Genomic DNA, 18,893 nt, shown 5'->3' on the forward strand with positions numbered 1-18,893 from the left:
TGGTAACCGGTTACTCCAGGGTCAGCGCCACGACCACCAAGGTCCCGTCTATCTCCAGCGGCAACGTGCGCCGAATCTCCAAAGCCACCAGCTCGCGGTCCGGATGCGGGTTGTCGATCCGCGTCGCGTAGAGCATGGCGACCGCGAACGGGGTGATCTCGTGCTCGGGCACCGAGCCCAACCAGGCCAACGAGACGTCCGGCCAGTCGCGCCACGGCCCGCCGTCCTGGCCGGAGACCGAGGTGCGCAGGCCCTTCGCCGCGCGGCTGCCGTCGCGGTAGTGGAACACCACCTGCGCGACCGGCGCGGCGTCCTTCGCGTCGCCGACCGGGGCGGCGTTGAGCGCGCCAAGCACGTGCAGGCGCCGGTAGCGGCCGGGCGCGACCGCTATCGGCGTCGGTGCGGGCGACGGCGCCGCGCCGCCGCGGTCGGCGGGATCGCCTGGCCCCGGCACCTGCATCAGCCCACGCAGGTCGTAGTCGATGCCCTGCAGGGTCTGCCTGCCGACCGGCAGCGCGCACAGGTTGCCCAGCCGCGCAGGGCGCGCGGCCTGGTAGCTCGGCATGGCGTCGTCGGCGAGCGGGGCTGTGTAGTGCCGGCTCAGGTCGACCAGGCGCGACGGCGTGCCGGCCTGGCGCGACGGGATCCGCGCCGACAGGCAGGACCACGGGGACGGGCGGGGCAGCGGCGCGGCGACGATGCCGGGGTCGTCGCCGCGCAGCGCCGCGCGCAACGCCGGCGAGGGCGGCTGGAAGCGGCTGCTCGCCAGCGGTGACAGCAGTTGCGCTTCGTCGGCGATGCGCCGCAGCGGGCGCGGGTCGGGCTCGATTCGCCACAGCAACCAGCGCCCCAGGAACGTGCGCGCCACCAGCCGGCGCCCGTCCGGACTGAAGGCGAGCTGGGCGACCACGTCCGGAGCGCGCAGCGGCACGCGCAGCGGCGGCCCGAGCGGGCGGCCATCGACGGGATCGATCAGGATCACGCCACTGAACAGCGCCTGCGCGAGCATCCGGCCATCGCTGGAGAGCGCCTGCGCGCGCGCCAACCCGTCCTGGCGGGTGTTCGCGATCGGCGTGCGCCGGCCCTGGCGATCCAGCAGCACGCCGCGGTCGCTGATCGCCGAGCCGCCCGGGTTGCCGCTGATCGCGATGCGGCCGCTGCCCGGGTCGACCCGCAGGTCTTCGGCGCGCGCATTGAGCGCCAGGGTCTGCTGCAGCCGGCCATCGCGCAGCGACCAGCGTTGCAGGCGGTTGCGAACGCCGCCGTTGAGCGTTTCCAGCGCTTGCACGACCTCGCCGCGCGCGGGGTCGAATGCCGCCAGCGTCGCCACCGTGTCCGCCGGCGCGGGAAACTCGCGCAGCGGGCGGCGCAGGTCGTCCAGTGCGTGCAGGCGGCTGCCCAGTTCCTCGGTCACCAGCAACTGCTGGCCGTCGGGCGAGAAGCGCCCGTGCGCGTACCAGGTGTCGACCGGCGCCCCCAGCGGCCGGCCGCTGGCCAGTTCGTGCACCTGCAGCCGCGCGCGGTTCGCGGGCCGGCGTTGCGGGCTCATGGTGCGGGTCAGCACGCGGCGGCCGTCGGGGCTGATCGCCAGCTCCACCGGCGTGCCCGCCAGCACGATCGGCGGAAGCAGCAGGCGCCCGCGGCGCCAGTCGAACACGTGCAACGCGCGCCCGGCGCTGGCCACCAGCACGCGCGAGTCGGGACTCAAGGCGGCGAAACCCACCGGCTGCGGCAGGTGCAGGGCCGGCGAGCGCGGCGCGCCGGTGTCGGCGTCGAACACCCAGGCGGTGTGGCCGTCGATGCCGACCAGGTGGCGGCCGTCGAAATGCAGGTCGCTCTCGCGCTGCGTTGGTGCCAGCGCGCCGAGCACCGGCGAACGCGGCAACCGCCACAGCCGCAGGTTGCCTTCCTGGCCGCCGGTCGCCAGCACCCCGTGGCGCAGGTCGAACGCGCTGGCGAAGCGCGGAATGTAGGCGTGGTGGCTGATTTCCGGCGCCACCGGCACCGGCCGGCGACTCGCGTGCGGTCCGCTCCCGGCCTGCGCCCACATCGACACGCGGTCGTACTGCATCGCCAGCACGGTGCAGGTGTCGGCGCGCGGGTCGCACGCCAGCTGGTGGCCCCACAGCTCGTCCGGGCCGTGCAGGGCCACCCCGAAGCGCGCGCCGTCGGGCACGCTCCAGACGTGCAGGTCGCCCGAGCTCATGCTCGCCGCCAGACGCCGGCCGTCGGCGCTGAAGCTCAGCCAGTCGGCCTCGCTGCCGGTGGCCGCCTGCAACTGGCGCTGGCGGCCATCGCGGGCATCGACCAGCACCACTTCGCCATCGGCGCGCCCGAGTGCGAGCCAGCGTCCGTCCGGCGCGGCCGCCCACGCCACGAACCGCGACTCCAGCCCGGCGGCGGCAATCCGATGGCGTGCCTGCAGCGTGCGCGGGTCGAGCAGTTCGATCCCGCGCGTCGGGGTGTTCATCGCGATGAACGCCAGCTTCGGCGGCAACAACCAGCCAGGGCGGAACTGGGCATCCGCGCGTTCGACCCGCGGCCCCAGTGGCCGCCATTCGTCGCCTGCGCGCGGGGCGCGGTACAGCCGGTAGCCCGCGGCCTGGTCGAGCAGCACCACGTGGCGGCCGTCGTCGCTCCAGGTCTCGCTGACGACCTGCGCGGCATTGGGCACGGCGGTCTGCCGGCCATCGGCGATGGCCACCCGGTACTGCTGGTAGCCGGCCGGATGGATCTGCAGCAGGTACCAGTGTTCGTCGACGAGCAGGTATTTGCCATCGGGCGTGAAGCGCAGCCGGCGCAGCTGGCCGTCGAGCACCGGCGAGTGCATCGCCAGCGCCACCCGCCAGCGTTGGCGCCCGCTGGCGACCTCGTACAGGGCCACCTGGAACGGATCGAGTCCGAGCGCGACGTAACGCCCATCCGGACTCAGCGCCAGCACGTGGATGCGCGCGCCGACATCGATCGCATCGAACAGCTGCGGCATCTGCTGGCGCGCGATGCCGATGCGGGTGCGTTCGGCCGCGGCGGCCGAGGTCGCGCCGACGGCTTCCTGCTCGACCAGGTTGTCGGCCAGGGTCGACAACGCCGCATAGCCGCGCTGCTCCTCGAACAGCCGCCACGCCGTCTCGTGGCGCTGCGCCCACAAGTAGGCCTGCGCGCCGAGCGCAAGGTACTTGGCGCGCTGCCACTGGTGGGTGGTGGCGCCCAGGCCGATCAGCAACGCCAGCAACGCGGCGCCGGCGGTGATCGCCAGGATCGGTTCGCGTCGTGCCCAGCGCGCGGTGCGCTGCGCGGCGTTGAGCGGGCGCACGCCGACCGGGCGGCCTTCGAGGAACCGCCCGAGGTCGTCGGCCAGCGCGCGCGCGCTGGCGTAGCGGCGCCCGGGCTGCCGGGCCAGGCATTTCAGGCAGATCGCCTCCAGGTCCGCGGGCAGCGCGACCTGCCGGCTTGGCCGGCGCACCGTGCCCTCGCGCAGCAGCCGCAAGGTCGCCTCGTCGTCGCTGGCCTCGAACGGCGGGTGGCCGGTCAGGGTCTCGTAGAGGATCGCGCCCAGCCCCCAGATGTCGGTCGCGCGGCTGAGGCCGCCGCCGCCGAGCCGGCCCTGCTCGGGCGCCATGTAGTTCGGAGTGCCGGAGATGCGCAGGTTGTCGAGGCGGCCGTCGCGCTCGAGCCGGCGGGCGAGGCCGAAGTCGGCGACCTTGGGCTGGTCATGGCCATCGAGCAGCACGTTGCCCGGCTTCAGGTCCAGGTGCAGCACGCCGACGCTGTGCGCGTAGTCCACCGCCTCGGCGATGGTGCGGACCAGCGCGGCGGCCTCGCGCGCCGGCCACGGCCCGCCGGCAGCGAGCTGGTGGGCCAGGCTCTGGCCGCGCACCAGCTCCATCGCGTAGTAGACCAGGCCGTCGACTTCGCCCATCTCGTAGACGGTGACGATGCCCGGATGCTGCAGGGTCGCCGCGTGCCGGGCTTCCTCTTGGAAACTCGCGATGAACTCCGGCGAGGCCCACGGCCCGGCCGACAGCAGCTTGATCGCGACCTCGCGCTGCAGCCGGTTCGCGCGCGCGCGGTAGACCAGGCCCATGCCGCCCTGGCCGATCAGTTCCAGCAGTTCGTAGTCGCCGAACTGGCGTTGCGCCGGATCGTCGAGGTCCGGCCCTTCGTGGGGCGCGCCCGCGGCGCGCGCGTCCTGCTGTGCGGCGCGCGGGGTCGGGGGGCCGAACACCCACTGCGCCAGCCCGCGCGGACGCGAAGGCGGCTCCGCCGGCGGCGACGCGTTCATCCGGCCCGGCCCGGCGTGCGGCGCACCGCTCAATCCCCCAGCGTCAAGCCGGCCGCGTCGCGCAATTCGGCCAGCTCCTGCGCCAGCGCCTCGTGGCTGCCCACGGTCTGCATCAACTCGATGCGGACCAGCTCGCGCAGGCGCTGGCGCATGCGGTGCAACTGCACCGACAGCGTGTTGCGGCGCACCTGCAGGTGCTGGGCGAGGGTGCGGAAGCCCTCGTCATCGGCGCCGCCGTCGATGTACTCGATCAGGCGGTCGAACTGGTCGCTCTTGCCGGCGAGCAGCCATTCCTCGCGCAGCCGCTGCACGGCATGGTCGAGCACGGTCAGCACCCAGCTGCGCGCGAACGCCTGCTCCGGGCCCTGGTCGGTGCCGGCGATGGCCTCGTCCAGCTCGATCGCGTGCAAGCCCCCGCCGCGCTTGAGCGCATGCTCGCGCGCCCGCTGCGCACTGAGGAAGCGCCGCAACGCGGTCAGCAGCAGCGCGCGGAAGCGGCCGCGGGCGGGATCGGCATGGGTGTACCAGCCGCGCTCGATGAAGTCGGCGAAGAACTCCTGGGTGAGGTCGTCGGCGTCGGCCGGGGAATAGCCGCTGCGCCGCACGAACGCCAGTACTGGCGGGCGGTAGTCGCGGCACAGCTGCTCGAGCGCGACGCGCGCGACGTCAGGGACGTCGCGGGTGCTCTCGATCAGGCTCCAGCGTGTGGTGGCAAACGGGGGCATGCCAGTCCCTGGGCGCGTCGTGGGGGCGGCTGGCGCGCGGGCGCAGCAGTCGCAAACAGGACAACGCGGCCGGCAGCGCCGAGGCGGTCATTGGCGGGTGCAGGGATCAGCGCCGCCACAGGCGCTGGCACGGAACCTGTCTGCGCGGGGCAGGTGGCTGCAAGCCTCGCTGCCCGGGGCCGGGAATGCGGACTGGAGAAACGGACGCATGGCACCGCCGCGGCTGGTGCCGGGTCGGTGCCATCACGTCCTCGTCAGTGCACGCATCGGATCAACGGGCGGCGATGACCAGCGCACGGGTCACTTCGGCGCCGTTGCGCAGCTTGATCGGCTGCCCGGCCATCAGCTGGTTGTAGTTTTCCTTGCCGATCCTGGCCTGGAACTTCTCCAGCGAGCGCTGGTAGGTGTACGGATATTCGGCGAACGAAGTGCGGTTGCCGAGGATCATCTGCACCTTGCGCACGCTCAGCCCGCTGTCATGCGCGAGTTGTTCGACGACGTTGTCCGCGGCATAGGCCGGCGCGGCGGCGGCAATGGCGAGTAACAGACCGGCAATCTTGGCTTTCATGATGTGCTCCTGATCGAGGGGGCGATCCACCGGGGCGTTTGCGGCAGGGCGTCGCAACTGCGGTGCACCCCGGTATGAAACAGTTTGCGTAAACGCGGCGCACGATTACATCGCCCATTGGACGCAGTGACTAATGGCCTGCAGGCCTTGCCGTTGTTGGCTTTGCGCCTTAGCAACAGGCGCGCCAACACATGTACGTGTGGCGACCGTTTCGCGCAGTCAGGCGACGGCCGGCAAGCGCGGCGCGTCGGCGATCAGCGCATCGAAGTAGTCGCGCGTGAGCTGCAGTTGCGCGTGCGCGGTTTCGGCGCGATTGACCACCGCGCGAAACGCGGTGTTTTCCGGACGGTCCTTCGCGTACCAGCCCAGGTGCTTGCGCGCGATGCGCACGCCGGCCGGTTCGCCGTAGAAGCCGTGCAGCTGTTCGAGGTGGCCGAGCAGGATGTCGCGCACTTCGGCCAGCGACGGCGGCGCCAGCACCGTGCCGTCGGCGAGGTAGGCGGCGATCTCGCGGAAGATCCACGGCCGGCCCTGCGCCGCGCGCCCGACCATCACCGCATCGCAGCCGGTGCGGGCGAGCACCCACGCGGCCTTCTGCGGCGAATCGATGTCGCCGTTGGCGATCACCGGGATCGCCAGCTGCGCCTTGATCGCGGCGATCGTGTCGTACTCGGCGACGCCGGTGTACTGCTGGTCGCGGGTGCGGCCGTGCACGGCCAGCGCGGTGATGCCGCAGTCCTGGGCGATGCGCGCGATCGCCAGGCCGTTGCGCTGGTCGTGGTCCCAGCCGGTGCGGATCTTCAACGTCACCGGCACGTCGACCGCCTGAACCACCGCGGCGAGGATTTGCGCCACCAGCATTTCGTCGCGCATCAAGGCCGAGCCGGCCCAGGCATTGCACACCTTCTTCGCCGGGCAGCCCATGTTGATGTCGATGATCTGCGCGCCGTGATCGACGTTGTGGCGCGCCGCGTCGGCCATGATCGACGGCACGGTGCCGGCGATCTGCACGCTGACCGGCGCGGGTTCGCCGACGTGGTCCATGCGGTGGCGCGACTTGGAGGTATTCCAGAAGCGCGGATCGGAAGTGGTCATCTCCGACGCGCACAGGCCCGCGCCCAGGCGCTTGCACAACACCCGGAACGGTTTGTCGGTGACCCCCGCCATCGGCGCGAGCAGCACCCGCGGCGCAATGGCATGGGGGCCGATGTGGAGGGCGTGCGGCATTCGCGCAGTTTACCGCCACCGTCATGGGTGGCCGGGACGCGCCTGACGAGCGCGGCGCTAGGCGCCGAAGCGCGCGACCACGTCCGCGCGTTGCGGCATCGACGCCGCGGCACCGGCGTGTTCGGTCGACAACGCGGCGTAGCGCGTCGCGAAGCCCACCGCATCGGCGAACGGCCGCGACGCCGCGGTGGCAAGCGCCGCGACCAGCGCGCCGTTGAACGCATCGCCGGCGCCGGTGGTGTCGATCGTGCGGACGCGCTGTGCGGCGACCCGGTAGTGCGGGTGGGTATCGCCGCGCAGCAGCGACGCAGCATGCGAGACGAAACAGCCGGCCGCGCCGAGCGTCACCACCACGCTGCCGTGCGGCAGCAGGCGCCGGCACAGCGCATGCAGCCGCGCGTCGTCCATGCCGGCGACGCTATCGGCGGCGATGTCCTCGCTGTGGTGCCGCGCCAGCAGGCCGCTGAACTCGGTTTCGTTCGGGGTGATGGCCGCGGCCAGCGCGAGCAGGTCGCCGGCCACGGTCGCATTGGCCGGTGCCGGATTGAGCACGGCCAGAGCCCCGGCCTCGTGCGCGATCCGCAGCGCGTGGGCGATGGCGTCGCCGGGCGACTCCAGCTGCACCAGCACCGCCGCGGCTCCCGCTAGCAGCGCGCGTTGCGCCTCGACGAACGCCGGCGACAACGCCGCGTTGGCACCGGGCCCGATCACGATCGAGTTGCGTCCTTGCGCATCGACGTAGATGCCGGCGGTGCCGGTGGGCGCGTCGCTGCGCAGGTCGCGCAGGTCGATGCCATCGGCGACCGCCAGCGCGCGGGCGAGCTGCCCGCCGATGTCGTCGCCCAGCGCGCACACGAAACTGGTCGCGGCGCCCGCGCGGGCCGTGGCGGTGGCCTGGTTGAAGCCCTTGCCGCCGGGACCGGTGTGGTACTCGCCGGCCAGGGTTTCGCCGGGTCGCGGCAGGCACGCGCAGGTCCACACGTGGTCGACATTGAACGAACCGACGACGACGACGCGACCTGGCGACATGTTCACCTCGTTACCGCTCACGCCCGCGGTACCTGTGGGCAGGGCCGATCACCCGCCCAGGTTGGTCAGCACGCCGGCGATGGTCGCGGTCATCAAGGTGGCGATGGTGCCGCCGAGCACCGCGCGCAGGCCGAAGCGCGCGAGGTCCTGGCGGCGTTCCGGCGCCAAGCCGCCGATGCCGCCGATCTGGATCGCGATCGAGCTGAAGTTGGCGAAACCGCACAGCGCGTAGGTGGCGATCAGCTTGCCCTGTTCGGTCAGCGCCACGCCGGCGGTCTTGCCGTTGACGATGTCGGCCAGCTGCAGGTAAGCGACGAACTCGTTGAGCACGATCTTCTGCCCGATCAGCCCGCCGACCACGTTCGCGTCCTGCCACGGCACGCCGATCAGCCACGCCACCGGCGACAGCAGGTAGCCGAGCAGGGTGGCCATGTCGGTCGGCTTGCCGAGCAGCGCGGCCAGACCGGTGACCTCGCCGATCCAGGTCAGCGGCCAGTTCAGCAGGGCGATCAGGGCGATGAACGCGAGCAGCATCGCGCCGATGTTCAAGGCCAAGCGTAGGCCGTCGGCGGCGCCGGCGGCGGCCGCGTCGATGACGTTGCTGGTGGTCTTCTCGACTTCCATCTTGACCGTGCCGCGGGTCAGCGGCGTGCCGGTCTCCGGGATCAGCAGCTTGGCGACCACCATCGTCGCCGGCGCAGCCATGATCGACGCCGCCAGCAGGTGCTTGGCGTAGAACGCCTGCTGCACCGGGTCGCCGCCGCCGAGCATGCCGACGTACGCGGCCAGCACGCCGCCGGCGATGTGCGCCATGCCGCCGATCATCATCGTGATCAGCTCCGATTCGGTCATGCGCGAGATGTACGGGCGCACCGTCAGCGGCGCCTCGGTCTGGCCGATGAACACGCTGGCGCAGACGCTGGTGGTCTCCGCGCCCGACACCCGCATCACCTTGGTGATCGCCCACGCCATGCCGCGCACGATCACCTGCATCACCCCCAGGTGGTACAGCACGCTCATCAGCGCGGCGAAGAAGATGATCGTCGGCAGCACCTGGAACGCGAAGATGAAGCCATAGGTCTCGACGTTCATCAGGCTGCCGAAGATGAAGCTGGAGCCGGCGGTGACGAAGCTGAGGACCTTGACGAAACCGTTGCCGAGCGCGTCGAACACGTCCTTGCCGCCGGGCACCAGCAGCACCAGCGCCGCGAAACCGATCTGCAGCGACACGCCGGTGGCGACCAGTTTCCAGTCGACCGATTTCTTGTTGTTCGAGAACAGCCAGGCGATGCCGATCAGCACCGCCAGGCCGAAGAGGCCGAAGGCCACCCGGGTCACTGCATCCACCTATTCGTCCCCTTGTGGCCGGATGCCGGCCGTCGAATGTCGCGGCAGCCTAGAGCACGCCGCCACGACGCGGCAAGCCGCACGCCTGTTCAGGCGTCGCGGGCGACCACCCGGTTGCGGCCTTCGCGCTTGGCCTGCTGCAGGCGGTGGTCGGCGCGCCGCAGCAGCCGCGACAGGTCGGCGCCTTCGTGTGGGTAGCCGGCCAGGCCGGCGCTGAAGGTCAGGCGCACCGGGTCGGCGCCGCGTTCGGGCTCGAACGCGCGTTCGGCGACCGCGCGCCGGATCGCCTCGACCCGCTCCCACGCGGTGCCCATCGGCTTGCGCAGCACCATCACGAACTCCTCGCTGCTCAGCCGCACCAGCCACTCGCTGGGTTCGGCCATCTGCCGCAGCACGCCGACCACGTGCACCAGCGCGCGGTCCGCGGCGTGGTGGCCGATCTCGTCGTTGATGCGCTTGAAGTGGTCCAGGTCGATCAGCGCCAGGGTCAGGCTGCCGCCGTCCTCGCGCGCGGCATAGAACAGCCGCGGGATGCGGTGCAGCAGCCAGGTGCGGTTCGGCAGCCGGGTCAGTCCGTCGGTGCCCGACATCTCGACCAGCCGCTGCATCCGGTACACCACCATCGCGATGACCGTGGTCACGATCGCCAGCAGCACCAGCCGCTGCACCTGGTTGCTGACGGTGACCGAGCCGTAGTCGCTGGAGATCAACTGTTCCGGCGAAGTCGCCAGCGCGAACCCGGCCAGCACCAGCAACGCGTACTGCGCCAGCGCCAGGGTCCCGGCGAACACGGTGATGCGGCCATCGCTGCGCAGCGCGGTCAGCAGGATCGCGAGCATGTAGCCGCACCACACGACCGTGCTGTTGAGGCCAGCCGGCAGGTGGGTGGCCGCCAGCAGCGCCAGCACCAGGGTGGTCGCACTGACGTCGAACGCGGCCGAGGCGAAGCCCAGCCAGCGGAAGCGCCGCCGGCGCCGCGCCAGCGCCAGCCACACCTGCGCGAACAGGTTGACGAGCACCGCCCCGAGCAGCCAGGCCATCGTCTCGCGGACGCTGCCGCCGCCCAGGGCATGGGCCAATGGCAGCAGCAGCAGCAGCGCGGCGATTACCGCGCGCAGGCGCGCGACCAGCAGTTCACCGCTGGCGCCGACTTCGAGCATGATCTCGTCCGGCCGCGACAGCAGCGCGGCGACGATGTCACTGATCTTGCGGCTTTCCGAAAGCATCGCCACGTCACCCCTTGCCCCCGCCGAGCATAGCGCGGGGATCGGTGACGGTGCGGTTCAACCGTCGATGCCGCGCCACGCCACCCACGCGGCCAGCGCCAGGAACACCGCCGCCGCGACCCGGCGCGCGGCCTGCAGCGGCAGCCGATCGGCGAACCGGTGCCCGAGCGCCACCACCGGCACGTTCGCCAGCAGCATGCCGACCGTGGTGCCGACGACCACCTGCCACAGCGAGGGGTACTTCGCGGCCAGCAACACCGTCGCGACCTGGGTCTTGTCGCCGATCTCGGCGACGAAGAACGCCAAGGTGGTGGCGATGAAAGCGCCGCGCGCGGGCAGGGCGTCGCCGTCGTCGAGCGTGTCGGGTTTCAGGGTCCACAACGCCACCGCCAGGAAACTGCCGGCGACGATCCAGCGCAGCACCTCCGGGCGCAGCCACTGCGCGGCCAGCGCGCCGAACCGGCCGGCGAGCGCGTGGTTGAGCACGGTCGCGACCGCGATGCCGGCGATGATCGGCCACGGCTTGCGAAAGCGCGCGCCCAGCAACAGGGCGAGCAATTGGGTCTTGTCGCCTATTTCGGCGAGCGCGACCGTGGCGGTAGAAACGAGCAACCCGTCCATCTGCAACTCCGGGGCCGGGCATTCGCGTGGGGGCGAAAGCAAACGCCACGCGGCCCGGCCCGGCGGATGCCAGATTGGTCGCGCAACGCCTGCCTTCGGTCTTGCCCGAGCCGTTCCGGAGACCGGATGACCCTCGTGCGCCATGGCCAGCCGGCCAAGTGTGTTGACGCACGTCCCGGCGGTTGCATGGATCGCAATTCAGCCGGTGGACTACTCCCCGGAGGAGGAAGTGGCGGCATTGTACGCGGCCGGCACGGAGGCCACCGCTACACTGTCTGGCGACTCGTCCAGAGGAATCGCGCCATGCACTACCGTCGCCTTGGTTGTTCCGGCCTGCAGCTGTCGGCGCTGTCGTTCGGCGCCTGGCTGACGTTCGGCCGGCAGGTCGGCCGCGGCATGGCGCGCGAGCTGGTCGCCGCGGCCTGGGACCACGGCATCAACTTCTTCGACAACGCCGAGGGCTATGCTAACGGCGACGCCGAGCGCGTGATGGGCGACGTGATCGCCGACCTGCGCCTGCCGCGCGACGGGTTCTGCGTGTCGAGCAAGGTCATGTTCGGTGCCGTCGCCGACCCGCGGCCCACCCAGAAGGGCCTGTCGCGCAAGCACGTGACCGAGGCCTGCCATGGCGCGCTGCAACGCCTGCGCGTCGACCACCTCGACCTCTACTACTGCCACCGCCCCGACCCGGATACGCCGATCGAGGAAACCGTGTGGGCGATGGACGCGCTGATCCGCCAGGGCAAGGTGCTGTACTGGGGCACGTCGGAGTGGTCGGCCGCGCAGATCCGCGAAGCGCACAAGGTCGCCCGCGCCCAGCACCTGCACGCGCCGACGATGGAGCAGCCGCAGTACAACCTGCTGCATCGCCGCCGGGTCGAACTCGAGTACGCACCGCTGTACGCGGAGCTCGGCCTGGGCACCACGACCTGGTCGCCGCTGGCGTCCGGGCTGCTGACCGGCAAGTACAACGCCGGGGTGCCGGAGCAGGCGCGGCTGGGGCTGGAAGCTTCGGCCTGGTTGCAGGACATCGTGATCGGCGGCCAGGGCGAGCACCGGCTCGCGCGCGCGCAGCGGTTCACCGCACTGGCGGCGGAACTCGGCGTCGCGCCGGCGCCGCTGGCGATCGCCTGGTGCCTGCGCAATCCGCACGTCTCGTCGGTGATCCTCGGCGCGAGCCGGCCGGAGCAGCTGCTGCAGAACCTGCAGGCGCTGGAGCTGGGCGAACGCCTCGGCGAAGCCGAGTGGCAACGCGTCGAGGCGGCGACCGACTAGCGTCGCGGGCGAAGGCCGGGCGCAAACCCGGTTGACGTTCAGATGAGAATCATTATCATCTGGACGGGACTCCCGAACGAGCCACGCCCATGCCTCTGCGCCCCACGTTGCAGCTCAAGCCACACGCCGATCGGTCCCTGCCGATCGCGGTCGCCGCGCCGGCATTCGCGACCGCGGCCGCGGTCGAAAGCAATGCGTTGCTGCGCGGCAGCCGCGAAGTGCTGATCCGCCACGGCGACGAGGTCTACCGCCTGCGCCACACCCGCAACGACAAGCTGATCCTGACCAAGTAAGCGTCTCTCTACTCTCTCTCGTCCTTGGACCCCATGCCTCCCCGGCATGGGGTTTTTTTCTTCAGCGGACCGACGCGGGTGGCGGCGGCACGGGCGGCAACGGCGCGGTGCGTGGCGGTGGCGGCGCAGCCGCTGGGGGTGAAGGTGGGGAAAGCGGTGAAACCGGCGAGGGAGGTGCCGGCGGTGCAGGTGGCGCGGGCGGGACCGGTGGCGCGAGCAGCGACAGCGGCATCGCCGCGGGCACGGTGACTTGGGTGGTCGCCGACTTGCGGTCGCGCAGGTAGGCGACGTCGACGCGGCTGCCCGCCGGTTTCGCGCGCAGCGCGTCCATGGCCTCGCGCGGGGTGCGCACCGGCTTGGCATCGACCGAGCGGATCACGTCACCGGTCTGCAGGCCGCGCAGTTCCGGGCCCGCGCTGAGCACCAGCACGCCGTGGTCGGTGCCGAAGTAGCGCCCCAGCTGCGCGTCGACAGAAGCCAGATTGAGGCCGTGCCAGCGAAACGCCTCGGCCAGCAGCGGCAAGCGGCAGGCGTCGCCCTTGCACCCGTCGCGCGCGCCCAGACGAATCACCTCGCGGTGCACCTCCGGGGCGACCCCGGGCATCGACTCGAATACGAACTCGTCCACGTCGCCGCCCACACCGCCGCGGCGGTTGTGGGTGATGAGCTTGCGACGCAGTGACGGGGCATGCGCGGGACCATCCACGTCGACGGGGCCGGACTCGATCGTGATGCGGCCGTCGGCGTGCTCCGTGACCCCCAACTCGCCGCCGTAGCCCATGCCTTCTGCTGCGTCACGCATCACCACCACCCGTTCGCCGACCCGCGGCACGACCTTGACCGATGCGACCCGGCCGTCGCGCTCGTAGCCCAACGTCACCGGGCGGGTCGCATCCAGGTCGCGCAGCAATACCCGGGCCTGGGCGGCGCGGGTGGGGCCGTCGCTGCCCGCCAGCGGCGCGCCGTCGATGCTGACGACGCGGTCGCCGCTGCGCAGCCCGGCGCGCGCCGCGCCGCTGTCGGGCGTCACCCCGGCGATGCGCACGCCGCTGCGGGCGTCGGACGCGAGCACCACGCCGAGCACCGGCTGGCGCACGACGCGCTGTTCGATGACGTGCGGACCGCCCTGTGGACGACCGAGCTTGCGCGACAGTTCGGCCACGCGCAGCGCGGCCTGTTGCAGGTCGGCGCGCGCCGCGGACAAGGCCTGCTCGTCGGCGGTGGAGGTCTGCGCCAGCACGCTACCGCCCAGTGCCAAGGCCAAGGCGATCGTGGCAGCGATGGGCTTGAGTGAAAGTTTCATGGGCACCTCGGATTGGGAAAGGCTTGGATTGGAAAGGTCGGCGACGCGCGAATGCGTCGTGGTGGTCAATCGACGCGCACCAGCGCGCCGTCGTAGGGTTGGCCGCGCGCGGCCAGCCAGCGTTGCGTGGTCTCGACGCCGGCCAGTTCGCGCAGCGCGTCGATGCGCGCCTGCCACAGCGCGGTGCGCCGGTCGGCCGGCACGTCGGCCTGCGAGAGCGCGGCATCGATGAGTTCGGCATCGATGCGGGCGATGCGCGCGTCCAGGTCGCTGGCCAGCACCGCGCTGCTCGCCGAGGCGACGCGCTCGTCGCGCGCAAAGGCGATCAGCGCTTCGAGCTGCGCGGATTCGGCCTGCAGCTGCAGCAACGCATCGGGCGCTGCATCGGCGGTCGTGTCCGGCCCGGTCGCGGTGTCGGTGTTCGCAGCAGCAACGGCGGAGGGGGCGACGTCCTGCGACGTCGATGCCGCGCGCGCGTCGGAGGCCGGCGTGCCGGCAACATGTGTATCGGCCGCATCGATACTCGGCGTCGTATCAGGCTGGCGCGCGCCCACTAGTGGCGCGGTCGATGCCACGGCACGGCCGGTCGGCCGGTCGGGTTGCGCGGCAGCGCTCACCGCGGCCGGAACCGGCTGCTGAGGCGCGGAGGACTTGTCATCCGGCGCAGTCGATCCGCGGGCGGCGAGCGTGTCCGCGGTGGGCGTCACGACGGCTACCCGCGCCGGCGTAGAAAGCGACGGCGCCTCGTCGATCAGCGCGAACGGCAGCGCCGCGACCCCCGCCAGCACCGCCGCCGCAGCCAGCCACAACGGCCAGCGTCGACGCGACTCGCGTCGCGGCGAATGGATCGCCGGCTGCGCGGGCGCCGCATCCAGCGCCTGCACGACGCGCGTCCAGCCGTCGGCCGGCGGCAGCGCGGCGGGCAGTGCGCGCAACGCCTCCGCCCAGTCGCGCGGCACCATCTCGCGCGGGATCTGCGGATCAGGCATGGGTCGACTCCTTCACTTCGTCCAGCAAGCCACGCAGGCGGCGGCCGCCGCGCGCGAGTTGCGACTTCGAGAAACTGGTCGAGCGCTGCATCAGCGCGGCGATCTCCTCGTGGGTGTAACCCTCGGCGTGGTACAGCCACAGCACGCTGCGGGTGGTCGCCGGCAGTTGCGCCAGCGCGCGCTGCAGTTGCGCGGCATCGGCGGCGGCCGGCGGCGGCGGGGCGTGGTCTTCTAGCCACGGTTCGTCGTCGAGCGCCACTTCCAGGCCGTGACGGCGCCGGCTGCGCAGGCGCATCAGCGCCTCGTTGACCGCGATCTGCCGCAGCCAGCCCCAGAACGGCGCGCCCTGGCTGCCGTGGAAATCGCCGATCCGGCGGAACACCTTGAGCATCGTGTCCTGCAGCACGTCGGCCGCCTCGTCGCGGTCGCCGCCGTGCCCGCCGCCGAGGATCCTCAGCGCCAGCGTGTACACCGGCCGCTCGAACCAGCGGTACAGCTGCTCGAACGCCGCTCGCTCGCCGCCACGCGCACTCGCGAGCAGGCTGTCGGGAACGTCGATCGCGAAGCCTGTCCTGAGCGGAGCAGGCGCCGCAGGCGCGTGCATAGTCGAAGGGCTCGAAAGGGTCGGCATTGACTGTCTGGATGCGGGCCGGCGGCAAAGGGTCGCAGTCACCGCGGCGGCCTATACTCGGCCCATCAACCAGGGGAGTGGGGTAGCAATGGAATCGTTAGGGACAATACTCGCCGCCGTGCTGCTTTTCGCCGGCGTGGTCATCCTGTTCAAGACCGTGCGCATGGTGCCGCAGGGCTACGAGTGGACCGTCGAGCGCTTCGGCAAGTACACCCACACCATGAGTCCGGGCCTGCATTTCCTGGTGCCGGTGGTGTACGGCGTCGGCCGCAAGATCAACATGATGGAGCAGGTGCTCGATGTGCCCTCGCAGGACGTCATCACCAAGGACAACGCGGTGGTCAAGGTCGACGGCGTCGTCTACTTCCAGGTGCTCGACGCGGCCAAGGCCGCCTACGAGGTCGCGCAGCTGGAGATCGCCACGCTCAACCTGGTGATGACCAACATCCGCACCTCGATCGGCTCGATGGACCTGGACGAATCGCTGTCGCGTCGCGACGAGATCAACGCCAAGGTGCTGGTCGCGGTCGACCAGGCCACCCACCCGTGGGGGCTCAAGGTCAACCGCATCGAGCTCAAGGACATCCAGCCGCCGCGCGACCTGGTCGATTCGATGGCGCGGCAGATGAAGGCCGAGCGCGAGAAGCGCGCCAACATCCTCGAGGCGGAGGGCTTCCGTCAGGCCGCGATCCTCAAGGCCGAGGGCGAGAAGCAGTCGGTGATCCTCGAGGCCGAGGGCGAGCGCGAAGCCGCGTTCCGCCAGGCCGAGGCCCGCGAGCGCCTGGCGCAGGCCGAGGCGGCCGCGACCGAGATGGTCTCGACCGCGATCGCGCAGGGCAACGTGCAGGCGATCAACTACTTCGTCGCGCTGAAGTACATCGAGGCGTTCAAGTCGCTGGCCGAGGGCCCGAACCAGAAGTTCGTGATGATGCCGATGGAGTCCGCCGGCGTGATCGGCTCGCTGGCCGGCATCGCCGAGCTGGCCAAGGAAGCGCTCGGCCAGCAGCCCGGCCGCGTCGTGACCGGCACGCCGCCGCGCGTCGGAGGCTGAGCCATGAACTGGAACTGGGAATCGATGACCTGGGCGGCAGTGGCGCTGCTGCTGTTCGCGGCCGAAACCTTGGCGCCGGGCGCGTTCATGCTCTGGCTCGGGCTGGCGGCCAGCGTGGTGTTCGTCGCTGTGCTGCTGGTGCCCGGGCTGTCGGTGCTGACCCAGGTGGCGGCGTTCGTCGTGCTCAGCTTCATCTCGATCCAGGTCTACCGCACCTGGTTCCGCGGCCGCGAACGCAAGAGCGACCAGCCCAGCTTGAACCGCCGCGCCGACCAGCTGGTCGGCCGCGTGGTGCCGCTGGAGCAGGCGATCGTCAACGGCCAGGGCCGGGTGCAGATTGCCGACGCGTACTGGGACGTGCGCGGCCCGGACCTGCCGGCCGGCACCGCGGTGCGGATCGTCGCCACCGATGGCATGGCCCTGCAGGTCGAACTCGCCGGCTGAGCGGTGCAGCGCGGTCCGGTGCGCTAGGCGCGTGCGAGTTGCCCAGCTCCCGGCGCGGCGCCGGCATCTGGGATAATCCGCGGCTCCCTCACCGCAGACCGGCGCCATGACCCTCAAGACCGTCCTCAACGATGCCCACCGCGCGCTCGGCGCCAAGATGGTCGACTTCGGCGGCTGGGACATGCCGATCCACTACGGCTCGCAGATCGACGAGCACCACCTGGTGCGCACCGACGCCGGCATGTTCGACGTCAGCCACATGACCGTGGTCGACCTGCGCGGCGATCAGACCCGCGCGTTCCTGCGCCACCTGGTCGCCAACTCGGTCGACAAGCTGCAAAAGCCCGGCAAGGCGCTGTACACCGCGATGCTCAACCCGCAGGGCGGGGTGATCGACGACCTCATCATCTATTTCCTGGCCGAGGACTTCTTCCGGCTGGTGGTCAACGCCGCCACCCGCGAGAAGGACCTGGCCTGGATCAACGAGCAGGCCCGTGCGTTCGGCGTGCAGGTCAGCGAGCGCAGCGATTTCGCGATGATCGCGGTGCAGGGCCCGAGCGCGCGCGAGCGGGTGCTCGGCCTGCTGCGCGAGGAAGACCGCGCGCGCATCGGCAAGCTCGGCAAGTTCGTCGCCGGCGACGCGCAATTGGCCGATGGCACCCCGCTGTTCGTCGCCCGCACCGGCTACACCGGCGAGGACGGCTTCGAGATCGTGGTGCCTCAGGACCGCGCGGTCGCGTTGTGGGACGCGCTGCTCGGCGCCGGCGTGAAAGCGGCCGGGCTCGGCGCGCGCGACACCCTACGCCTGGAGGCGGGCATGAACCTCTACGGCCAGGACATGGACGACAGTGTGTCGCCGTACGAGGCGGCGCTGGCCTGGACGGTCGCCCTCGACGAGGGTGCTGATTCGAAGCCGCGCGCCTTCATCGGCCGCGACGTGCTCGAGGCGCAGAAGGCCGGCGGCGCGCCGCGGCAGATGATCGGCCTGGTGATGGACGACAAGGGCGTGCTGCGCCACGGCCAGAAGGTGCTGACCGCGCTGGGCGACGGCGAGATCCTGTCGGGCACGTTCTCGCCGACGCTGGGCAAGGCGATCGCATTCGCGCGCGTGCCGGCCGGCGAGATCCCGCTGGGCAGCGCCGGCAACGTGCGCGTCGACATCCGCGGCAAAGAAGTGCCGGTGCGCGTAGTCAAGTTCCCGTTCGTGCGCGATGGGGTCAGTCTCGTGCCTGCGGAGTGACTTGATGTCACTCCGCACGAGACTGACCGCCCGAAGCCCGATGCGAAGGGCCGGGATTCCTGGTGAGGCATGGATGCCGAACCTGGAATCGGCGCAGGACGGCGTGCTGGCCTGATCGGCGCGGCGCCTCGCACGGCGCTGCTCGCTGCGCCGGCACCGTGGTTACACTATTGCCCACACCCTCCACCACACGCGACACCGGAGCACCCCCATGAGTGAGATCCCCGGCGACCTGAAATTCCTGAAATCCCACGAGTGGGCCCGCGTCGAAGGCGACGGCAAGGTCACGGTCGGCATCTCCGACCATGCCCAGGGCCTGCTGGGCGATCTGGTGTACGTCGAACTGCCGGCGATCGGCGACCGCATCGAAGCGGGCAACGCCTGCGCCGTCGTCGAGTCGGTCAAGGCCGCCTCGGACGTGTACGCACCGGTCACCGGCACCGTGGTCGCGGTCAACACCGCGCTGTCGGACAAGCCGGAGACGATCAACGAGGACGCCTACGGCGAAGGCTGGATCTTCGTGCTCGAGATCGAGGAACCCGACCAGCTCAACGAGCTGATCGCGCCGGACGACTACGCCGAGCTGCTCGAGGACGACGACCACTGAGTCGCGTCCGCGCATTTCTGCAGTACGCCACCGGC

At 71.2% G+C, this 18,893-nt stretch carries 17 protein-coding genes; 6 read left to right on the forward strand and 11 right to left on the reverse strand.

Features of this window, described 5'->3' with window-relative positions:
* Nucleotides 1–10: 10 nt before the first annotated feature.
* From ACFQZQ_RS08210 to ACFQZQ_RS08245, 8 genes are all read right to left on the reverse strand, one after another.
* Nucleotides 11–4,282: a protein kinase domain-containing protein gene (locus ACFQZQ_RS08210; protein ID WP_386812263.1), complete on the reverse strand. Its 4,272-nt coding sequence runs from the start codon at nt 4,280–4,282 to the stop codon at nt 11–13.
* Nucleotides 4,283–4,311: 29 nt separating this feature from the next.
* Nucleotides 4,312–5,007, reverse strand: coding sequence for an RNA polymerase sigma factor (locus ACFQZQ_RS08215; protein ID WP_386812264.1), 696 nt, complete (start codon nt 5,005–5,007; stop codon nt 4,312–4,314).
* Between the two features lie 271 nt (nt 5,008–5,278).
* On the reverse strand, nt 5,279–5,575 hold the full coding sequence (locus ACFQZQ_RS08220) for a hypothetical protein (protein ID WP_386812265.1): 297 nt from the start codon (nt 5,573–5,575) through the stop codon (nt 5,279–5,281).
* Between the two features lie 219 nt (nt 5,576–5,794).
* Entirely contained in the window at nt 5,795–6,802 is a 1,008-nt protein-coding gene (gene dusB, locus ACFQZQ_RS08225; RefSeq protein WP_386812266.1) for a tRNA dihydrouridine synthase DusB, read from the reverse strand.
* A gap of 57 nt (nt 6,803–6,859) precedes the next feature.
* Nucleotides 6,860–7,831: a ribokinase gene (locus ACFQZQ_RS08230; RefSeq protein WP_386812267.1), complete on the reverse strand. Its 972-nt coding sequence runs from the start codon at nt 7,829–7,831 to the stop codon at nt 6,860–6,862.
* Between the two features lie 48 nt (nt 7,832–7,879).
* Nucleotides 7,880–9,178: a NupC/NupG family nucleoside CNT transporter gene (locus ACFQZQ_RS08235; RefSeq protein ID WP_386812268.1), complete on the reverse strand. Its 1,299-nt coding sequence runs from the start codon at nt 9,176–9,178 to the stop codon at nt 7,880–7,882.
* Between the two features lie 89 nt (nt 9,179–9,267).
* On the reverse strand, nt 9,268–10,404 hold the full coding sequence (locus ACFQZQ_RS08240; RefSeq protein WP_386812575.1) for a GGDEF domain-containing protein: 1,137 nt from the start codon (nt 10,402–10,404) through the stop codon (nt 9,268–9,270).
* Nucleotides 10,405–10,461: 57 nt separating this feature from the next.
* Nucleotides 10,462–11,025, reverse strand: coding sequence for a TMEM165/GDT1 family protein (locus ACFQZQ_RS08245; protein ID WP_386812269.1), 564 nt, complete (start codon nt 11,023–11,025; stop codon nt 10,462–10,464).
* A gap of 303 nt (nt 11,026–11,328) precedes the next feature.
* Here ACFQZQ_RS08245 and ACFQZQ_RS08250 point away from each other — a divergent pair, with 303 nt between their 5' ends.
* Together ACFQZQ_RS08250 and ACFQZQ_RS08255 are read left to right on the forward strand one after the other, a co-directional pair.
* Nucleotides 11,329–12,300 carry a potassium channel beta subunit family protein gene (locus tag ACFQZQ_RS08250; protein ID WP_386812270.1) on the forward strand — a complete coding sequence of 324 codons (972 nt, stop codon included), beginning with the start codon at nt 11,329–11,331 and terminating at the stop codon, nt 12,298–12,300.
* 89 nt (nt 12,301–12,389) lie between these two features.
* Complete coding sequence (locus ACFQZQ_RS08255; RefSeq protein WP_386812271.1) at nt 12,390–12,593, forward strand: hemin uptake protein HemP; 204 nt, start codon at nt 12,390–12,392, stop codon at nt 12,591–12,593.
* Nucleotides 12,594–12,654: 61 nt separating this feature from the next.
* Here the strand turns inward: ACFQZQ_RS08255 and ACFQZQ_RS08260 are convergent, their stop codons facing one another.
* The 3 genes from ACFQZQ_RS08260 to ACFQZQ_RS08270 form a co-directional block, all read right to left on the reverse strand.
* The gene (locus tag ACFQZQ_RS08260; RefSeq protein ID WP_386812272.1) at nt 12,655–13,896 is read right to left on the reverse strand and encodes a PDZ domain-containing protein; all 1,242 of its coding nucleotides are present in this window, start codon (nt 13,894–13,896) and stop codon (nt 12,655–12,657) included.
* Between the two features lie 65 nt (nt 13,897–13,961).
* Complete coding sequence (locus ACFQZQ_RS08265; protein ID WP_386812273.1) at nt 13,962–14,885, reverse strand: hypothetical protein; 924 nt, start codon at nt 14,883–14,885, stop codon at nt 13,962–13,964.
* Nucleotides 14,878–15,489: an RNA polymerase sigma factor gene (locus ACFQZQ_RS08270; RefSeq protein WP_386812274.1), complete on the reverse strand. Its 612-nt coding sequence runs from the start codon at nt 15,487–15,489 to the stop codon at nt 14,878–14,880. The genes ACFQZQ_RS08265 and ACFQZQ_RS08270 overlap by 8 nt, the downstream gene beginning before the upstream one ends.
* Nucleotides 15,490–15,604: 115 nt before the next feature.
* Between ACFQZQ_RS08270 and ACFQZQ_RS08275 the strand changes: the two genes are divergently transcribed.
* The 4 genes from ACFQZQ_RS08275 to gcvH all read left to right on the forward strand — a co-directional run bounded on the left by ACFQZQ_RS08275 (nt 15,605) and on the right by gcvH (nt 18,858).
* Nucleotides 15,605–16,567 (forward strand): SPFH domain-containing protein, encoded by a 963-nt coding sequence (locus ACFQZQ_RS08275; protein WP_386812275.1) that lies wholly within the window; start codon nt 15,605–15,607, stop codon nt 16,565–16,567.
* 3 nt (nt 16,568–16,570) lie between these two features.
* Nucleotides 16,571–17,011, forward strand: a complete 441-nt coding sequence (locus ACFQZQ_RS08280) for an NfeD family protein (RefSeq protein WP_386812276.1) — start codon at nt 16,571–16,573, stop codon at nt 17,009–17,011.
* A gap of 106 nt (nt 17,012–17,117) precedes the next feature.
* Complete coding sequence (gcvT, locus tag ACFQZQ_RS08285) at nt 17,118–18,251, forward strand: glycine cleavage system aminomethyltransferase GcvT (protein ID WP_386812277.1); 1,134 nt, start codon at nt 17,118–17,120, stop codon at nt 18,249–18,251.
* 211 nt (nt 18,252–18,462) lie between these two features.
* On the forward strand, nt 18,463–18,858 hold the full coding sequence (gcvH, locus tag ACFQZQ_RS08290; RefSeq protein WP_386812278.1) for a glycine cleavage system protein GcvH: 396 nt from the start codon (nt 18,463–18,465) through the stop codon (nt 18,856–18,858).
* Nucleotides 18,859–18,893 lie beyond the last annotated feature (35 nt).

Source organism: Lysobacter koreensis, from assembly GCF_042677045.1.
Lineage (GTDB): Bacteria > Pseudomonadota > Gammaproteobacteria > Xanthomonadales > Xanthomonadaceae > Lysobacter_K > Lysobacter_K koreensis.

What these genes read in the sequence shown, in the direction of transcription:
- ACFQZQ_RS08255 (WP_386812271.1), top strand. Translation starts at nt 12,390, where the DNA reads ATGCCTCTGCGCCCCACGTTGCAGCTCAAGCCACACGCCGATCGGTCC.
- ACFQZQ_RS08270 (WP_386812274.1), bottom strand. Translation starts at nt 15,489, where the DNA reads ATGCACGCGCCTGCGGCGCCTGCTCCGCTCAGGACAGGCTTCGCGATC.
- ACFQZQ_RS08210 (WP_386812263.1), bottom strand. Translation starts at nt 4,282, where the DNA reads ATGAACGCGTCGCCGCCGGCGGAGCCGCCTTCGCGTCCGCGCGGGCTG.
- ACFQZQ_RS08245 (WP_386812269.1), bottom strand. Translation starts at nt 11,025, where the DNA reads ATGGACGGGTTGCTCGTTTCTACCGCCACGGTCGCGCTCGCCGAAATA.
- ACFQZQ_RS08265 (WP_386812273.1), bottom strand. Translation starts at nt 14,885, where the DNA reads ATGCCTGATCCGCAGATCCCGCGCGAGATGGTGCCGCGCGACTGGGCG.
- ACFQZQ_RS08275 (WP_386812275.1), top strand. Translation starts at nt 15,605, where the DNA reads ATGGAATCGTTAGGGACAATACTCGCCGCCGTGCTGCTTTTCGCCGGC.
- gcvT (WP_386812277.1), top strand. Translation starts at nt 17,118, where the DNA reads ATGACCCTCAAGACCGTCCTCAACGATGCCCACCGCGCGCTCGGCGCC.
- dusB (WP_386812266.1), bottom strand. Translation starts at nt 6,802, where the DNA reads ATGCCGCACGCCCTCCACATCGGCCCCCATGCCATTGCGCCGCGGGTG.
- gcvH (WP_386812278.1), top strand. Translation starts at nt 18,463, where the DNA reads ATGAGTGAGATCCCCGGCGACCTGAAATTCCTGAAATCCCACGAGTGG.
- ACFQZQ_RS08220 (WP_386812265.1), bottom strand. Translation starts at nt 5,575, where the DNA reads ATGAAAGCCAAGATTGCCGGTCTGTTACTCGCCATTGCCGCCGCCGCG.
- ACFQZQ_RS08230 (WP_386812267.1), bottom strand. Translation starts at nt 7,831, where the DNA reads ATGTCGCCAGGTCGCGTCGTCGTCGTCGGTTCGTTCAATGTCGACCAC.
- ACFQZQ_RS08250 (WP_386812270.1), top strand. Translation starts at nt 11,329, where the DNA reads ATGCACTACCGTCGCCTTGGTTGTTCCGGCCTGCAGCTGTCGGCGCTG.
- ACFQZQ_RS08240 (WP_386812575.1), bottom strand. Translation starts at nt 10,404, where the DNA reads ATGCTTTCGGAAAGCCGCAAGATCAGTGACATCGTCGCCGCGCTGCTG.
- ACFQZQ_RS08215 (WP_386812264.1), bottom strand. Translation starts at nt 5,007, where the DNA reads ATGCCCCCGTTTGCCACCACACGCTGGAGCCTGATCGAGAGCACCCGC.
- ACFQZQ_RS08280 (WP_386812276.1), top strand. Translation starts at nt 16,571, where the DNA reads ATGAACTGGAACTGGGAATCGATGACCTGGGCGGCAGTGGCGCTGCTG.
- ACFQZQ_RS08260 (WP_386812272.1), bottom strand. Translation starts at nt 13,896, where the DNA reads ATGAAACTTTCACTCAAGCCCATCGCTGCCACGATCGCCTTGGCCTTG.